Source organism: Acidiphilium sp. 34-64-41 (assembly GCF_002282635.1).
Classification (GTDB): Bacteria; Pseudomonadota; Alphaproteobacteria; order Acetobacterales; family Acetobacteraceae; genus Acidiphilium; species Acidiphilium rubrum.
Window position 1 is genome coordinate 148678 of record NZ_NCJX01000001.1, and the last position, 14739, is coordinate 163416.

The window sequence follows — 14739 nt, forward strand, 5'->3', positions numbered from 1 at the left end:
GGCTTCAAGCGCCACACCCCAAGCCGGCCGGCATCGTGCGTCAGGCCTGCGTGCGCCTGCACCAGAAGGTGGAGCGGTTGGCTTGGGTGGCGCGTTCGATGCCTGTGCAGTGGGGTGGGCCTGGGCAGCGTTCGCAGGGTTGGCCGGTGCGGCCGTAGACTTTCCAGGCGTGTTGGAAGTAGCCGAGTTCGCCTGAGGGCTGGACGTAGTCGCGCAGGGATGAGCCGCCGGCGGCGATGGCTTCGGTCAGGGTGGTGCGGATGGCTTTGACGAGGTTGCGGATCTGGGCGGGTGTGAGTGTGCCGGCCAGGCGGAACGGGCTGATTTTGGCGCGGAACAGGGCTTCGCTGACATAGATGTTGCCGAGGCCGGCGATGATGGATTGGTCGAGCAGGGCGGATTTGATCGGGGTTGCCTTGCCGGCGAGGGCGGCGCCGAGGACGCGGGCGGTGAAGGTGGGCAGCAGGGGTTCGGGGCCGAGGCCGAGGATCAGGCGGTGGCTGTCTTCCGCGGCGGTGGCGACCAGATCGAGCGCGCCGAATCGGCGTGGATCGACGAAGCCGATGACGCCGCCCTGATCGGTGGTGAGGGTGAGGTGCTGGTGGGGTAGCGGGTCGCGGTCGATCGTCATGCGGCCGGACATGCCGAGGTGGATGAGCACCGAGACCTCGCGGTCGAGTTGCATGAACATGTATTTGCCGCGCCGGCGAAACGCATCGACCCGCGCGCCGACGATGGCCTGCACGAAGCCATCCGGCACGGCCCAGCGCAGATCGCCGCGCGCGAGGCGGGCGGCGGCAATGCGCCTGCCTTGCAGACTGGCTGCGAGGCCGCGCATGACGGTTTCGACTTCGGGGAGTTCCGGCATGATGATTTTGTCGCTATAGCCTGATGCCATGGCCGATACCAGCAGCAGCGATACCGTCGATTTCGGGTTTTCCACCGTCGAGCGCAGTGCGAAAAGCCAGCGCGTGCGCGATGTGTTCAACAGTGTCGCGCGGCGATACGACGTGATGAACGATTTGATGTCGCTGGGGGTGCATCGGCTTTGGAAGCGTGATTTCGTCACGCTGATGGACCCGCGGCCGAACCGCATGTTGCTCGATCTGGCGGGCGGCACGGGCGACATTTCGTTTCAGTGGCGGCGGCGCGGGGGCGGGCCGGTTTTGTTGACCGACATCAATGAGCAGATGCTCGGAGTGGGGCGCGAGCGCGCGGAGCAGCGCGGCCTGATCGGCGGGATTTCTTTTGCGGTGACCGATGCCGAGGCGCTGCCGGTGGCGGATGGCACGGTGGACCGGGTTTCGATGGCGTTTGGCTTGCGCAACTGCACCAACAAGGATCGGGTGCTGAGCGAGGCGCTGCGGGTGCTCAAGCCGGGGGGGCGGTTTTTCTGCCTCGAATTTTCGAAATTGCAGGTAGCGGTCGCAGCACCGTTGTATGAGCGGTGGTCGTTCGCGGCGCTGCCGGCGATCGGCGCGCGGGTTGCCGGGGACCGGGAGTCTTATCAATATCTGGCCGAGAGCATCAGGATGTTTCCCGATCAGGAGACGCTGGCGGGGATGATGCGGGCGGCGGGATTTGCGCGGGTGACCTACCGGAACCTGACGGGCGGGATTGCCGCGATCCATGCGGGATGGCGGATTTGAGTGCAGGCGGCGCAGGGGCGGGCAAGCGGGTTCTGCTGATCGTCAGTGGCGGGATCGCTGCCTATAAATCGCTCGAACTGATCCGCTTGCTGCGCAAGGCCGCAATCGGCGTGCGCGTGGTGCTGACGCGGGGTGGGGCGGAATTCGTCACGGCGCTGTCGTTGCAGGCGCTTTGTGAGGATCGGGTGTTTACTGATCTGTTCTCGCTGACCGATGAGAGCGAGATGGGGCATATTCAACTCTCGCGCAGTGCGGATTTACTGGTGGTGGTGCCGGCTTCGGCGGATATTCTGGCGCGGATGGCGGCCGGGATTGCCGATGATCTGGCAACGACGGTGCTGCTCGCGACGGACAAGCCGGTGCTGGTGGCACCGGCGATGAATGTGCGGATGTGGCAGCACGCGGCGACCACCGCTAACATCGCGACATTGACGGCGCGCGGCATCGCGGTGATCGGGCCGGATGATGGGGCGATGGCCTGCGGTGAATTCGGACCGGGGCGGCTGGCTGAACCCGAGGCGATTTTCGCGGCGATTGCGGCACGCCTTGCCGGATCGGGCGCGCTGGCGGGGCGGCATGCGATTGTGACCAGCGGGCCGACGCATGAGGCGATCGATCCGGTGCGGTATATTGCCAATCGCAGTTCCGGCAGGCAGGGCCACGCGATTGCGCGGGCGCTGGCTTCAGCGGGGGCGCGCGTGACGCTGGTGACCGGGCCGGTTTCAGTGGCCGATCCATCTGGCGTGACCTGCGTGCATGTCGAATCGGCGCGCGCGATGCACGCGGCGGTGGAGGCAGCACTGCCGGCCGATATTGCCGTGTTCTGTGCGGCGGTGGCGGATTGGTATGTTGTGACGTCGGAACAGAAAATCAAGAAATCCGGCATGCCGCCACAGTTTTCGTTAGTCGAGAATCCGGATATTCTGAGTGACATTGCGCACCGCACCGAGGGTCGGCCGACGTTGGTGATCGGCTTTGCGGCCGAGACGGAGCATCTGCTCGACAACGCGACGGCGAAGCTTGCGCGCAAAGGGTGTGACTGGATCATCGCCAATGATGTCGGGGCGGGTTCCGACGTGATGGGTGGCGAGGCCAACGAGGTTGTGCTGGTCGACAAAAATGGGGCAGAACACTGGGCGCGGGCTTCCAAGACCGCAATCGCGGATCGGCTCGTCTCCCGGATGATCGAGGTTTTTTCATGAGTGTTGTTGTTTCAGTCAAGCGCCTGCCCCATGGCGCCGATCTGCCGTTGCCTGACTACGCCACGTCCGGCGCGGCCGGGATGGATCTGTTGGCGGCGAATGCAGAGCCGATGGTGATTGCCCCCCTCGCCCGCGCGCTGGTGCCGACCGGGCTGGCGATCGCCTTGCCGCCTGATCATGAATTGCAGATCCGCCCGCGTTCGGGGCTGGCGCTCAAGCAGGGTATCATGATCGCGAACAGCCCGGGTACGGTGGATGCGGATTATCGGGGCGAGATCCAGATCATTATTTTCAATGCCGGCGATGCCGCCTTCACGGTGACGCGCGGTATGCGGATTGCCCAGGCGGTGCTGGCGCCGGTGAGCCGGATTGCCTGGCGCGAAACCGACGATCTGGATCGGACCGAGCGCGATGCACAAGGTTTTGGCAGTACCGGAACGAATATTTTGACAGGAGGTTGATCATGGCACGGGATAAATCCGACGCATTCAAGCGACTCGCCGAAAACCGCACCAACGAGGCGTTGGATGCGATTCGCAAAATCGGTAATTTGTCGAACCGCAACAATTACAGTTTTTCACCCGAGCAGATCACCCGGATTTTCACCGCGATCCGCGCCGCAATCGACACCGCCGAACGGCGGTTCGGTGAGAGCGAAGAGGCTGCCGAGGATCGGTTTACGCTGTGATCTAATCCTGCCCCTTGGTGCCGCGCGCAATCAGGGGGAAGAACACGCCGTAGGGCAGGCTTCGCAAAATCCGCAGCGGCCGGGCCAATCCTTCGGGAAACGCGATCATGAATGTGTTGGCGTCGAGCCCTTTGATGATGGTGTTCGCGGCGGCATCCGCCTCCATCAGGAACGGCATCGGGAAGGTGTTTTTCGCGGTCAGCGGCGACTTCACGAAGCCGGGGCAGATGGCGGATATGGCGACGCCGCGCTTGTCCAGATCGAATTTGAGGGATTCCGCCAGCGCGATCAGCCCGGCCTTGGTCGCGGAATAGGAGCCGGAGCCTGGCAGACCGGCGAGACCGGCGAGCGAGGCGACCAGGCCGATCTGGCCGGCGTTGCGCGCGATCATGCGCGGCATGATCGCCTCGAGGCAGATGGCGGTGCCGGTCAGATTGAGGTCGACCTGGCGGCGGAAGCGCGCGGCGCTGAAGGTTTCGGCGGTATCGCGCTCGTAGGTGCCGGCATTCAGGATGGCGCGGGCGATTTTGTGCTCGGCCTCGATTGCGGCGACGGCTGCGTTGATCGCATCGGCATCGGTGATATCGGCCGGTTGCACGATGACCCGACCGGGAAACCGTGCCGCCAGGGCCTGCAACGGCTCTGCGCGCCGGGCGGTGACCGCGACGGTCCAGCCGCGCGCGAGATGCGCTTCGGCCAAAGTGAGGCCGATGCCGCTGGATGCGCCGGTGATCCACACGATGCCGTCGGCGGGTTTCGGGATTTTCAAAGTTTCACACCTTCTGAAAGAGCTTTGCGTAGATGCGCCGCGCGCGCCTGCAAGGCAATGCGTTTCGTCTCAGCCATGCCGCGCCAGCTGCGCACCGGCATCGCCATGCGGGGGTTGTTGGCGAAGCGGTCCTGGTGGCGGGCGATGAAATCCCAATACAGCGCGTTGAACGGGCAGGCGCGGGCGCCGGTTGCGTCCTTCACATCGTAGCTGCATTTTGCACAGTAATTGCTCATTCGGTTGATATAGGCGCCCGATGCGGCATAGGGTTTCGAGCCGACGATGCCGCCATCGGCGTGCAGCGCCATGCCGCGGGTGTTGGGCATTTCGACCCATTCATAGGCATCGGCGTAGACCGCGAGATACCATCGATCGACCGCATCGGGGTGGATGCCGGCGAGCAGGGCGAAATTGCCGGTGATCATCAGGCGCTGGATGTGATGGGCGTAGGCGTGGCGCAGGGTCTGGCTGATGGTATCGGCCATGCAGCGCATCGCGGTGTCGCCGGTCCAGTAGAATTCTGGCAGATCCAACGTGGCGTCGAGCGCGTTTTTCGTTGCGTAGTCGGGCATATACAGCCAGTAGACGCCGCGCACGAACTCCCGCCAGCCGAGGATCTGGCGGATGAAGCCCTCCACCGCGTTCAGCGGCGCGCGGCCGCCAGCATATTCGGCCTCGGCCCTGCGGCACAGATCGAGCGGATCGAGCAGGCCGAGATTGAGCGGTGCGGAGACCAGGGCGTGAAACATGTAGGGTGTGCCAGCGGCCATCGCGTCCTGCCAGTCGCCGAATTGGGGCAGGCGGTGGGACAGGAAGTCGGCGAACCCGGCCTCGGCATCCTGGGCGGTGACCGGGTAATCGAACCGGTCCAGCGTACCGTAATGGCCCGCGAAGCGCGCCGCGACCAGATCGATCACGGCGGTGGTTTCGGCGCTGGGGGCAAAGCGGAGCGGGGTTGGGATTTCGATGGTTTCAGGCAGGGATTTGCGGTTTTCGCTGTCGAAATTCCAGCGGCCGCCGACCGGTTCTTCGCCCTCCATCAGGATGCGATGTTTGCGGCGCATCACGCGGTAGAAGAACTCCATGCGCAGCTGCTTGCGGTCTTCGGCCCATTGGGCGAATTCATCGGCGGTTGCAAGGAATCTGGTATCCTCGCGGATTTCGCAGGGAATTCCGGTTTCGGCGGACCAGTTGCGCATCGCCTCGCGCACGCGGTACTCGCCGGGTTCGGTCGCGATGATGCGGGTTGGGTGCAGGGCGTGGACGGCGCGGGCAACCTCGTCGGACAAGGTGCCGGTGTTGTCCGGATCATCGAGCGGAATGTAGCGCACCTTGATGCCGCGGGCGGTCAGGGCCTGGGCGAAATGGCGCATCGCGGCGAGGATCATGGCGATTTTCTGGGGGTGGTGCGGTACGTAGGTGCATTCGCCCAGCACCTCGGCCATCAAGACGACATCGCTCTGCGGATCGATGTCCGCGAGGCTGGCGATGCCGCGCGACAACTGATCGCCCAGGATGACCCGCAAGGCGGCAGTGAGGCTTTGGGGCATGGCGCGATCAGCCAAGGACGGGCTTGTAGGTGATATGGCCCTTATGGTCGAACGCAAGGCCGGACCAGATGTTTTTCTGATCGTAATAAACCGAAAGCCGGATCGGGCCGGTGAGTTTATATTGCTGGGCCGTAACGGTTCCGCCAGGCAGCGCGGGCAGTTTGAACCAGCCGATTTTCGCGATGGTCGGGGTATCGGTATGGCCGGTCTGCATGTTGATCATCGGGCCGTTCAGCATTGCCTTGTTCCAGTAGGTGAGCGGCAGCGCGTTGGCGGCGGCGACGTAACGCGGCGTGCGATTGCCCTGGATGACGACGCCGCTGGTCTGGCGTTCGACGAACAATTGATGCGGGGTGCCGTTGTCATCGATGGCGCTGGTGGCCGAGACGAATTGTTCATCGCGCCAATGCTCGACGATATGTGCGGTGTAGCGAAACAGCGGGATCGCCAGCAATCCCACCTTCAATTCGACGTGATTATCGACCGTGAGCATATCGCCGGCATCGATGAAGCGCAGGTGTTGCTCGCCCACCTTGCTGCCGTTGCGGAACACATCGAACGAGAGCCGGTTGCCGCGCGGCAACGGAATCGCCACGGCGGCAGCCATGGCGATGAAACTGCGGCGATCGATCGATGGTGGCATGCGGTTCGTCCTTTCCGTCAGGGTTTGGTGCGCAGGATGCCGCGCCCGCCATCGACGCCGATGATTTGGCCGGTGATCCAGCCGGCATCGGCCGAGAGCAGGAATGCGGCGAGGGCGGCGCTGTCCTCGGCTTCGCCAAGGCGGGGAATCGGGTGCTGTGCCGCGATGGCTTTCGCCATCGCCTCGTTGCCCGTCAGCCCGGCGGCCATTTTGGTGCGCGACAGGCTGGGCGCGATGCAGTTGACCCGCACCGGTGCGAGTTCGGCGGCCAGCGCGATCGCCAGACCCTCGACCGCCGCCTTGGCGCTGCCGATGACGGTGTGGTTGGGAAATCCGGCACGCGCCGCGACCGAGGAAAACAGCACGACGGCGCCGCCGGTGGCGCGCAGACCCACCTCGGCCGCCGCGACCGCGCGGGCCGCACCGATGACGTTGAGCGCGTAGGTATCGGCAAAGTCGGCCACGGTCGCGCGTTTCAGCGGCTTCATCACGATCGAGCCGACGCAATAGGCGAGACCCGCGATGCGGGGACCCGCCGCGGCGATCGCGGCGGTGAGGGCAGCATCATCGGTGACATCGGCCATTGCGTGGCGCGCACCGAGCTCGGTTGCGAGCGCCGCAAGCGCCGCGCCATCGCGCCCGATGAGATGCAGATCGGCGCCGCGCGCCGCCAGCGTGCGCGCAAGTGCAGCACCGACGCCGCCGGTGGCGCCGAGAATAACGATTGGATCAGACATGCGTACCTCCGCCTATATAAATGGGGTGGCCGCTCTTTATCGCGAGGTCACACAGGCTCATAAACATGACTACGGTAAAATTCGCGAAAGAGCTTCATGCACCAGCTGATTCTGATGCGCCACGCCAAGGCCGAACGTGCCCGCGACGATGAACCCGATCATATGCGGGCGCTGAGCCCTGCCGGCCGCGATGCCGCGCTGCGGATGCGCAGCCTCGCGCGCAGCCTGGGGCTGGAACCGGACGTGGTTCTGGTCTCCTCGGCACGGCGCACGCGCGACACGCTGGATTGCGTCGCGTTCTGGGACGATCAGCCGAATATCGAAACGCTCGACGCGCTCTATATGGCGCCTCCAGCCCGCCTGCTCGAAATTCTGCAAGGGCTGCGCGAGACGGTGCGCAGCGTGATGATCATCGGCCATAATCCCGGCTTGCACGATCTGGCGCTGGACCTTGCGGCGGGCGCGCCGGGCGCAAGGGCCGCGCCCTCGGCCGCGCACATCGCGTTAAACGAGGGATTTCCGACCGCGCGGCTGGCGGATTTCCTGGTGCTGACGCCCTGGCGCGACCTGCGGGCCGCGGGCGTGCGATTGCAGCGGGTGATCGATCCGCCCACCACGCGATGATTTATGCTGCATGCGCGAAGGTTGCGCGATGATGCGGGTTCGATTTACACTCGCTTAAGTTTTAGCCGGTATCGTTTGATCAAATGCGCGATGGGACACAACGCACCGTCCCGATCGCCCCAAGGGACCATGCCAATGAGCGCCAGCGCCAAACCGAGCCAAGCCACCATCACCATCGAAGGCAGCAACACGACGGCGGTGCTGCCGCTGCTGTCCGGCACATTGGGGCCGCAGGTCGCCGATATACGCAAGCTGCAAGCCCAGGCCGGAATCTTCACCTTCGATCCCGGCTATGGCGAGACGGCGTCGTGCGAAAGCAAGATCACCTATATCGATGGCGATGAGGGCGTGCTGCTGTATCGGGGCTATCCGATCGCGCAACTCGCTGAAAAATCGACGTTTCTGGAAGTCGCCTACCTGCTGATGTATGGCGACCTGCCGAACGCGGCGCAGTTCGAGGAGTTCAACCACGGCGTGACCATGCACACCATGCTGCATGAGCAGATCCGCCGGTTCTGGGAAGGCTTCCGGCGTGATGCGCACCCGATGGCGGTGCTCTGCGGCGTGGTCGGCGCAATGTCGGCGTTCTATCCCGACAGTGTGAACATCAACGATGCGCGCGAGCGCGAGATCAGCGCGTTCCGGCTGATCGCGAAAATTCCGACCATCACGGCCTGGGCGTATAAATATTCGATCGGTCAGCCGTTCATGTATCCGCGCAACGATTTGTCGTACGCGGAGAATTTTTTGTACATGATGAACGCGGTGCCGGCCGAATCGTACCGCAAAAACCCCATCCTCGAACGGGCGATGGACCGGATCTTGATCCTGCACGCCGATCATGAACAAAACGCCTCGACCTCGACCGTGCGCCTCGCCGGATCGACCGGCGCCAACCCGTTCGCCTGCATCGCCGCCGGCATTGCAGCGCTGTGGGGCCCCGCTCACGGTGGTGCCAACGAAGCCGTGCTGAAAATGCTCGGTGAAATCGGTGATAAAAAGAACATCCCGGCATTCATCGCCGAAGTGAAAGACAAGAGCAGCCATACCAAACTGATGGGTTTCGGCCACCGGGTGTATAAAAACTTCGACCCGCGCGCGAAAATCATGCAGCAGACCTGCTACGAAGTGCTCGGCGAACTCGGCATCAAGAACGATCCTCTGCTCGACCTCGCCATGGAACTCGAGAAAATCGCGCTCGATGACGATTATTTCGTCAGCCGCAAACTCTACCCGAACGTCGATTTCTACTCAGGTATCATCCTGAAAGCGATGGGCTTTCCAACCACCATGTTCACCCCGCTGTTCGCCCTCGCCCGCACCACCGGTTGGATCAGCCAATGGATGGAAATGATCGAAGATCCCCAGCAACGCATCGGCCGCCCACGCCAGCTTTATACCGGCGCCCCACAACGCGACTACGTCGCCATCGCCGCGCGAGCGTAGCCGCGCGGCACCCTGGTGCCGACCGGTTGGGTGCCGCTCGGAGCGAGTAAGGCGGGGGGCTACGCCCCCTCGACCCCCACTAAGGGCGGAGCCCTTAGAACCCGCTAGTTTTAGGCAAGGGGAGGGCGCTGCCTCGGTGGTTCCGTCTATCTGGCCTGGGTCGCCCTCCCCTTGCCTAAAACTAATGGATTTTAAAGGCTCCGCCTTTAACGGGGTCCAGGGGCAGAGCCCCTGGCCTTGCTTTCTCCCAGCATCACCCCACCCATCGCCATCAGGGCGCGACGTCGCTTGTGCGCCGCTGGCGGGTTGTTTTGGCCCATTTCCGTCGTTGGGCGGCTTCGGCGCGTTTATCGCCGCGGCGTGCGAGGTGGGCCATTTCGCGATCGAGTTTGGCGTAATCGGTCAGGCGGTGGGCTTCGAGCGTGCCGTCGGCGATGGCGGCCTGAACGGCGCAGCCGGGTTCGGCTTCGTGCCGGCAATCGGAGAACCGGCAGTGTGTGGCGATTGTGGTAATGTCGGCGAAGGCGTCGTCGAGCCCTTCGGTCTGCCATTGGGTGATCGCGCGGATGCCGGGGGTATCGAGGATGAGACCGCCGCCATCGAGGGCGAACAGGTCGCGGCTGGTGGTGGTGTGGCGGCCGCGGCCGTTTTCATCGGTGATGGAGGTGGCCTGGCGGTCGGTGCCGAGCAGGCGGTTGACCAGGCTGGATTTGCCGACGCCGGAGGAGCCGACCAGCAGGGCGGTTTCGCCGGGGCGGATCAGGGCGCGCAGGGCGGCGATGCCTTCGCCGGTCGCGTTGGAGACCAGGTGGACGGCGACGCCGGGGGCTTCGATGGCGAGTTGGTCGATCATCGGTGGGGCGAGTCCGAGGTCGATTTTGGTCAGCACGATCATCGGGACGGCGCCGGAGCCATAGGCGGCGCCGAGCAGGCGTTCGAGGCGGCGGGTCGAGAAATCGGCATCGGCACCGGTCACGATGAAGACGTAATCGATATTGGCGGCGATGATCTGTTCGCCTTTGGCGACGTCGTGACGGGTCAGGTCACCGACCGCGCGGGCGAATTTGGTGCGGCGGGGCAGCACGGCATCGATGGTCGCACCACCGCCTTCGAGGCGGGCGACGACGAAATCGCCGACCACGGGCAGGCCGAGGTCGGTGTCGCGATGGCGCATCCGCCCTGCACATTGGGCGCGGATGGTGCCGCCGGCGTAGGCGAGTTCATAATGGCCGCGGTGATGCGCGATGATGCGGCCGGCGATGTGGGTGGGTTCGGCGATGTCAGCGAAGGATTGAGCGAGGGTTTCGCTCCATCCGAGATGGTCGAGATCGGTCATTTCGATCAGGCTCCGTGAGGATAGCGGCAGGCGGGCCTGAGCGTCCGGTCGGTACGCGTCAGGCGCGGGGGCGGGCGACGCGCAGAGCGTCGGGGCGGTTCACAATGACTGTCATGCTGCCCTCCGGTTGCCTGGGTTGGTACTCGTTTCAGATGGACCGTTTGGCGGCGGATGTCGAGGATAAAGGTCTGTCGGCGGCACTTCTTTTCTGCACGACCGAGGCAGCCCGTCCTTATTCTTCCAAATCATGAAACCGGGTGTAGTCGATCGCGAAACTGCCATCGGCCGCGCGATCGAAAATATCGACGAAACGGGCGCCGAATTTGATATCGGTGAAGTTATAGATATGGCGGGTCGCGACGGTCGAGAGCAGCGTGTCGTCGAGGCCGGTGAGGACGCAGATAAAGATGCAGTGCTCCCGCGCCAGGGCTTCGGCATCGAGCCCGTAGAGCGGGCTGGATTCGGTGATGCGATGCATGACCGACCAGGACAGCGCGAAGGCGGGCGAGCGGTCGCGCACCAGAGTGAGGTCGAGCAGGCGGCGCAGATTGTTGCCTTCGGGGTCGATTTCGTCGCGGGTCATGGCGACCGTCATTTCCGCGTTGGTCAGGGCGTTGCGGCGGCGGTTGGCGGCGCGGAACATCAGCGTGGGGACGCCGTTGACCGGGTGAATGACGGCGATTTTCGAGAACATCACACGCGCCTGCGGCCGCGAGAGGCGGGCGAACAGCAGGCCGGTGGCGAGTGCTGTGGAAAGCAGGCCGGTGATGATTTCGACGCTGGCGACCGAATTGGCCAGGATGGTCTTGGGGTAGAGCACGCCATAACCGGTGGTCGAGAAGGTCTGCACCGAGAAGAACACGGCATCGCCGTAGTTGCCGGGCTGGGCACCGCCGATGCCGCCGATCAGCCAGTAGATCGTGCCGAACATGAAATTCATCGCCACGATGCCGAGTGCCAGCAGGCCGACCAGGGTGGCCAGCCGCATGGTCATCAGCGCGTGGAACAGGTCGGAAAAGCCGACGCGGCCGAGGCCGCGCCGTTCGATCCGGCGGAGCATTTCCGCCGAGAACGGCGCCGGCGTTTTGCGCGGGCGCCGTCTGGGTGGACGGAGCGTCAGGACTGCTGGCGGCGGAGGAAGGCGGGGATGTCGATCCCGATTTCCTCGTTATGGGCGAGGCGGACGGCCGGGCGTGGTTCGCTCTGCTGCACCGGCGCGACGGCGGCATGCGGCGCCGGTGCCGGTTGGTGTTGCTGCGGGGCCGGTGCCTGGTAGTGTTGCGGTGCCGCTTCCTGCGGCATCACGTAGGCGTGCTGCTGCGGCTCCTGGCGGGGGGCTTCGGTCGGCATCGGTTGCGGGGCCGCGGCACCGCGGAAGCCGTTGGTCATGCGGCTGAACAGGCTCGCCTTGCGCGCCGGTTCGGCGGCCCGGGGCGCATCGCGATAGGCGGCGGGAGCCGAGATCGGCGCACGCATCGGTGGTTCGCCCTGCGTCATCGGTTGTGCGTGCATCGCCTGGGTGTGTGCCGCCTGGATATGTCCAGCCTGGGTGGCGGCCATCGGCACCTGTTGCGGTGCATGCTGCATCGGGTGCGCTGCGCCCTGCTGGGCCGCTTGCTGCTGCATCGGGCTGGAGGGAACCACGTTCAGAACAGGCTGCTGGTGCTGACCGGTGCTGATGTTGGCGACCGCATCGTTCATGACACCGCCACCACCGCCCATGGCGACCAGTTTCGGCCGTTCGGACTGCGCCGGTGCGGCGGAATCGATGCCGGTGGCGACAACCGAAATGCGGACCCGGCCGCCGAGATTCTCATCGAGCGCCATGCCGACCATGATGTTGGCATCTTCGTCGACTTCCTCGCGGATGCGATTGGCCGCCTGGTCAAGCTCGAACAGGGTGAGGTCGGAACCGCCGGTGATATTGATCAGCAGGCCGCGCGCGCCCTTCATGTTGGTGTCTTCGAGCAGCGGGTTGGAAATCGCGGCCTCGGCGGCGCGGATGGCGCGGTCTTCGCCCTCGGCCTCGCCGGTGCCCATCATCGCCTTGCCCATTTCCGACATCACCGAACGAATGTCGGCGTAGTCGAGATTGACCATGCCGGGCACGACCATCAGATCGGTCACGCCGCGCACGCCCATGTAGAGCACATGGTCGGCCATTCTTGAACAGGTTCTGGTTCGGAATGACGATCAATGTATCGACGTAGTTCTGCAGTTCGGTGATGCCTTCATCGGCCGATTTCAGGCGGCGCTTGCCTTCGAAGGAAAACGGCTTGGTGACGACGCCCACGGTGAGAATACCGCGTTCGCGCGCCATGCGGGCAATCACCGGCGCCGCACCGGTGCCGGTGCCGCCGCCCATGCCGGCGGTGATGAACACCATGTGCGCGCCATCGAGGTGCCGGGCGAGATCCTCGGCGGCTTCCTCGGCGGAGGCCTTGCCGACTTCCGGCCGGCCGCCAGCGCCGTTGCCCTGGGTGATGTGCGGGCCAAGCTGGATGCGGCGTTCGGCGCGCGAGAGAATCAATTGCTGCGCATCGGTGTTCGCGACCACGAAATCAACACCGGGCAGATTGAGCGCGATCATGTTGTTGACCGCGTTGGTCCCACCGCCGCCGACACCGATGACGGTGATGCGAGGGGTGAAATCGGTGTGGCTGGTTTTCTGGGGGATGAGGTTGAGCGTCATGATTATGTCTCCTGGCAGGCGGGCGTTATGCGTTTTGCGATCGCGCGAAGGGCGGGTGAACGAGGGGTTGCGGCGTGGGGGCGGTGCGTCATGTCAGAGGCGCCGCTTGAGGAAATTGATGATGCGGCCAACGGTGCCGCTCGGCGTCTCGGTGGTGAAGTCGAGATCGTGCATGGTCTGGCCATCGCCGGTGGCAAACGCCAGGAGCCCGATCAGTGTGGCGAAATTGGGCCCGGTCGCGGCATCCGGCAGGCCGATCACGCCGAACGGGCGGCCGAGCCGGACCTGCCGGTTGAGGATATGCGCGGCGAGTTCACGCGCGCCGACCAATTGTGCGGCGCCGCCGGTCAGCACCACGCGCCCGCCGGCCGCGCGGCCGAGGCCGGAGGTTTCGATCCGGTCGCGCGCCAGTTCGAAAATCTCTTCAAGGCGCGGGCGGATAATCGAAACCAGCGCGCTGCGCGGCACTTTGGCGAGCTGATATTCCGCCTCGCCGACCAGCGGCACGTGCAGCAGTTCGCGCACATCGTCCGGGCTTTCCTGGCAACTGCCGAACAGGGTTTTCAACCGCTCGGCATGGGCAACCTGGGTGGACAGCAGGCGGGCGACATCGTTGGTGACGTGAATGCCGCCGATCGGTAGCTGGGCGGTGTGCAGCAGATGACCCTCGGCGAACACCGAAATCGTGGTGGTGCCGCCGCCCATATCGATCACGGTGGCGCCAAGCTCGCGTTCGTCTGCCACCAGAGTGGCGAGGCCGGCGGCGAAGGGGGCGGAAACCATCGCCGATATTTCAAGCTCGCACCGCTCGAGGCAGGCGGTCATGGTCTTGATCGCGGTGGAGGCGGCATCAACAACATGAAGCTGCGCCGTCAGCGTGTCGCAGTACAGGCCGCGCGGATCGGCGACGCCGCCGGTCTCGTCGCTCGCAAAGTTCAGCGGCAGGACATGGATGGTGCCGCGCCCCTCGGTCGAAGCACGGGCGCGCGCTTCGCGGACGACGCGGCGGATATCATCGCCGGTGACGGCGCGGCCATCGATCGGCCATTGCACGTTGAACAACCGCGACTGCGGCTGGCCGCAGGACAGATTGACCACGACCGATTTCAACCGCATGTCCGCCTGGTCTTCCGCCGCACCGACGGCAGCGCGGATGCTGCGCTCGGCCTCATCGAGATCGACGATGCCGCCCGCCTTGATGCCGCTGCCCTTCTGCCAGCCGAACCCCAGCGCGCGCAGCCGACCATCGGATTCCGCACGGCCGATCAGGCAGGCGATTTTGGTCGAACCGATATCGAGCACGCCGAACGGGCCGGATCGCGCGGGCCGCGGCCTTGCGTTGTCAGGCCGCCCCTCGCCTTTTGGCGATGGCAGCGCGGCACGCCTCGACATGTCGTTCATGG

14 protein-coding genes and 1 pseudogene are annotated in these 14739 nt (G+C 64.8%); 6 read left to right on the forward strand and 9 right to left on the reverse strand.

All coding sequences use genetic code 11. From position 1 onward, the window contains the following. Positions 1–40 precede the first annotated feature (40 nt). The gene (gene mutM, locus B7X49_RS00705; protein ID WP_029314066.1) at positions 41–868 is read right to left on the reverse strand and encodes a bifunctional DNA-formamidopyrimidine glycosylase/DNA-(apurinic or apyrimidinic site) lyase; all 828 of its coding nucleotides are present in this window, start codon (positions 866–868) and stop codon (positions 41–43) included. Between the two features lie 28 nt (positions 869–896). Between mutM and B7X49_RS00710 the strand changes: the two genes are divergently transcribed. Genes B7X49_RS00710 through B7X49_RS00725 form a run of 4 tightly spaced genes read left to right on the forward strand, consistent with a single transcriptional unit; the run spans position 897 to position 3539 of the window. Then, positions 897–1649 carry a class I SAM-dependent methyltransferase gene (locus B7X49_RS00710; RefSeq protein WP_029314067.1) on the forward strand — a complete coding sequence of 251 codons (753 nt, stop codon included), beginning with the start codon at positions 897–899 and terminating at the stop codon, positions 1647–1649. Next, complete coding sequence (coaBC, locus tag B7X49_RS00715; RefSeq protein ID WP_286702391.1) at positions 1637–2851, forward strand: bifunctional phosphopantothenoylcysteine decarboxylase/phosphopantothenate--cysteine ligase CoaBC; 1215 nt, start codon at positions 1637–1639, stop codon at positions 2849–2851. Before B7X49_RS00710 ends, coaBC begins: the two co-directional genes overlap by 13 nt. Continuing rightward, a complete protein-coding gene (gene dut / locus B7X49_RS00720) occupies positions 2848–3312 on the forward strand; it encodes a dUTP diphosphatase (protein WP_286702392.1) in 465 nt (154 codons plus the stop codon). Before coaBC ends, dut begins: the two co-directional genes overlap by 4 nt. Positions 3313–3314: 2 nt before the next feature. Further along, positions 3315–3539, forward strand: coding sequence for a hypothetical protein (locus B7X49_RS00725; RefSeq protein WP_286702393.1), 225 nt, complete (start codon positions 3315–3317; stop codon positions 3537–3539). A 1-nt stretch (position 3540) separates the two neighbouring features. Here the strand turns inward: B7X49_RS00725 and B7X49_RS00730 are convergent, their stop codons facing one another. The 4 genes from B7X49_RS00730 to B7X49_RS00745 are packed head-to-tail and all read right to left on the reverse strand — an operon-like array spanning position 3541 to position 7238. Continuing rightward, on the reverse strand, positions 3541–4308 hold the full coding sequence (locus B7X49_RS00730) for an SDR family NAD(P)-dependent oxidoreductase (protein WP_286702394.1): 768 nt from the start codon (positions 4306–4308) through the stop codon (positions 3541–3543). Next, positions 4305–5858: a cryptochrome/photolyase family protein gene (locus B7X49_RS00735; protein ID WP_287994667.1), complete on the reverse strand. Its 1554-nt coding sequence runs from the start codon at positions 5856–5858 to the stop codon at positions 4305–4307. Before B7X49_RS00735 ends, B7X49_RS00730 begins: the two co-directional genes overlap by 4 nt. Before the next feature lie 7 nt (positions 5859–5865). Beyond that, positions 5866–6501 (reverse strand): DUF6134 family protein, encoded by a 636-nt coding sequence (locus B7X49_RS00740; protein WP_029314074.1) that lies wholly within the window; start codon positions 6499–6501, stop codon positions 5866–5868. A gap of 17 nt (positions 6502–6518) precedes the next feature. Then, positions 6519–7238, reverse strand: a complete 720-nt coding sequence (locus B7X49_RS00745; RefSeq protein ID WP_286702396.1) for an SDR family NAD(P)-dependent oxidoreductase — start codon at positions 7236–7238, stop codon at positions 6519–6521. Between the two features lie 96 nt (positions 7239–7334). Between B7X49_RS00745 and B7X49_RS00750 the strand changes: the two genes are divergently transcribed. Beyond that, entirely contained in the window at positions 7335–7862 is a 528-nt protein-coding gene (locus tag B7X49_RS00750) for a histidine phosphatase family protein (RefSeq protein ID WP_286702397.1), read from the forward strand. A gap of 135 nt (positions 7863–7997) precedes the next feature. Then, on the forward strand, positions 7998–9308 hold the full coding sequence (gltA, locus tag B7X49_RS00755) for a citrate synthase (protein ID WP_029314079.1): 1311 nt from the start codon (positions 7998–8000) through the stop codon (positions 9306–9308). Between the two features lie 271 nt (positions 9309–9579). Here gltA and rsgA read toward each other — a convergent pair whose 3' ends face one another. The 4 genes and pseudogenes from rsgA to ftsA all read right to left on the reverse strand — a co-directional run bounded on the left by rsgA (position 9580) and on the right by ftsA (position 14737). Beyond that, complete coding sequence (gene rsgA / locus B7X49_RS00760) at positions 9580–10644, reverse strand: ribosome small subunit-dependent GTPase A (protein ID WP_286702398.1); 1065 nt, start codon at positions 10642–10644, stop codon at positions 9580–9582. Between the two features lie 232 nt (positions 10645–10876). Continuing rightward, positions 10877–11704 carry an ion channel gene (locus B7X49_RS00765; RefSeq protein ID WP_286702399.1) on the reverse strand — a complete coding sequence of 276 codons (828 nt, stop codon included), beginning with the start codon at positions 11702–11704 and terminating at the stop codon, positions 10877–10879. Positions 11705–11760: 56 nt separating this feature from the next. Next, positions 11761–13336: pseudogene (ftsZ, locus tag B7X49_RS00770) on the reverse strand (cell division protein FtsZ). A 93-nt stretch (positions 13337–13429) separates the two neighbouring features. Next, the gene (gene ftsA, locus B7X49_RS00775) at positions 13430–14737 is read right to left on the reverse strand and encodes a cell division protein FtsA (protein WP_286702401.1); all 1308 of its coding nucleotides are present in this window, start codon (positions 14735–14737) and stop codon (positions 13430–13432) included. Positions 14738–14739 lie beyond the last annotated feature (2 nt).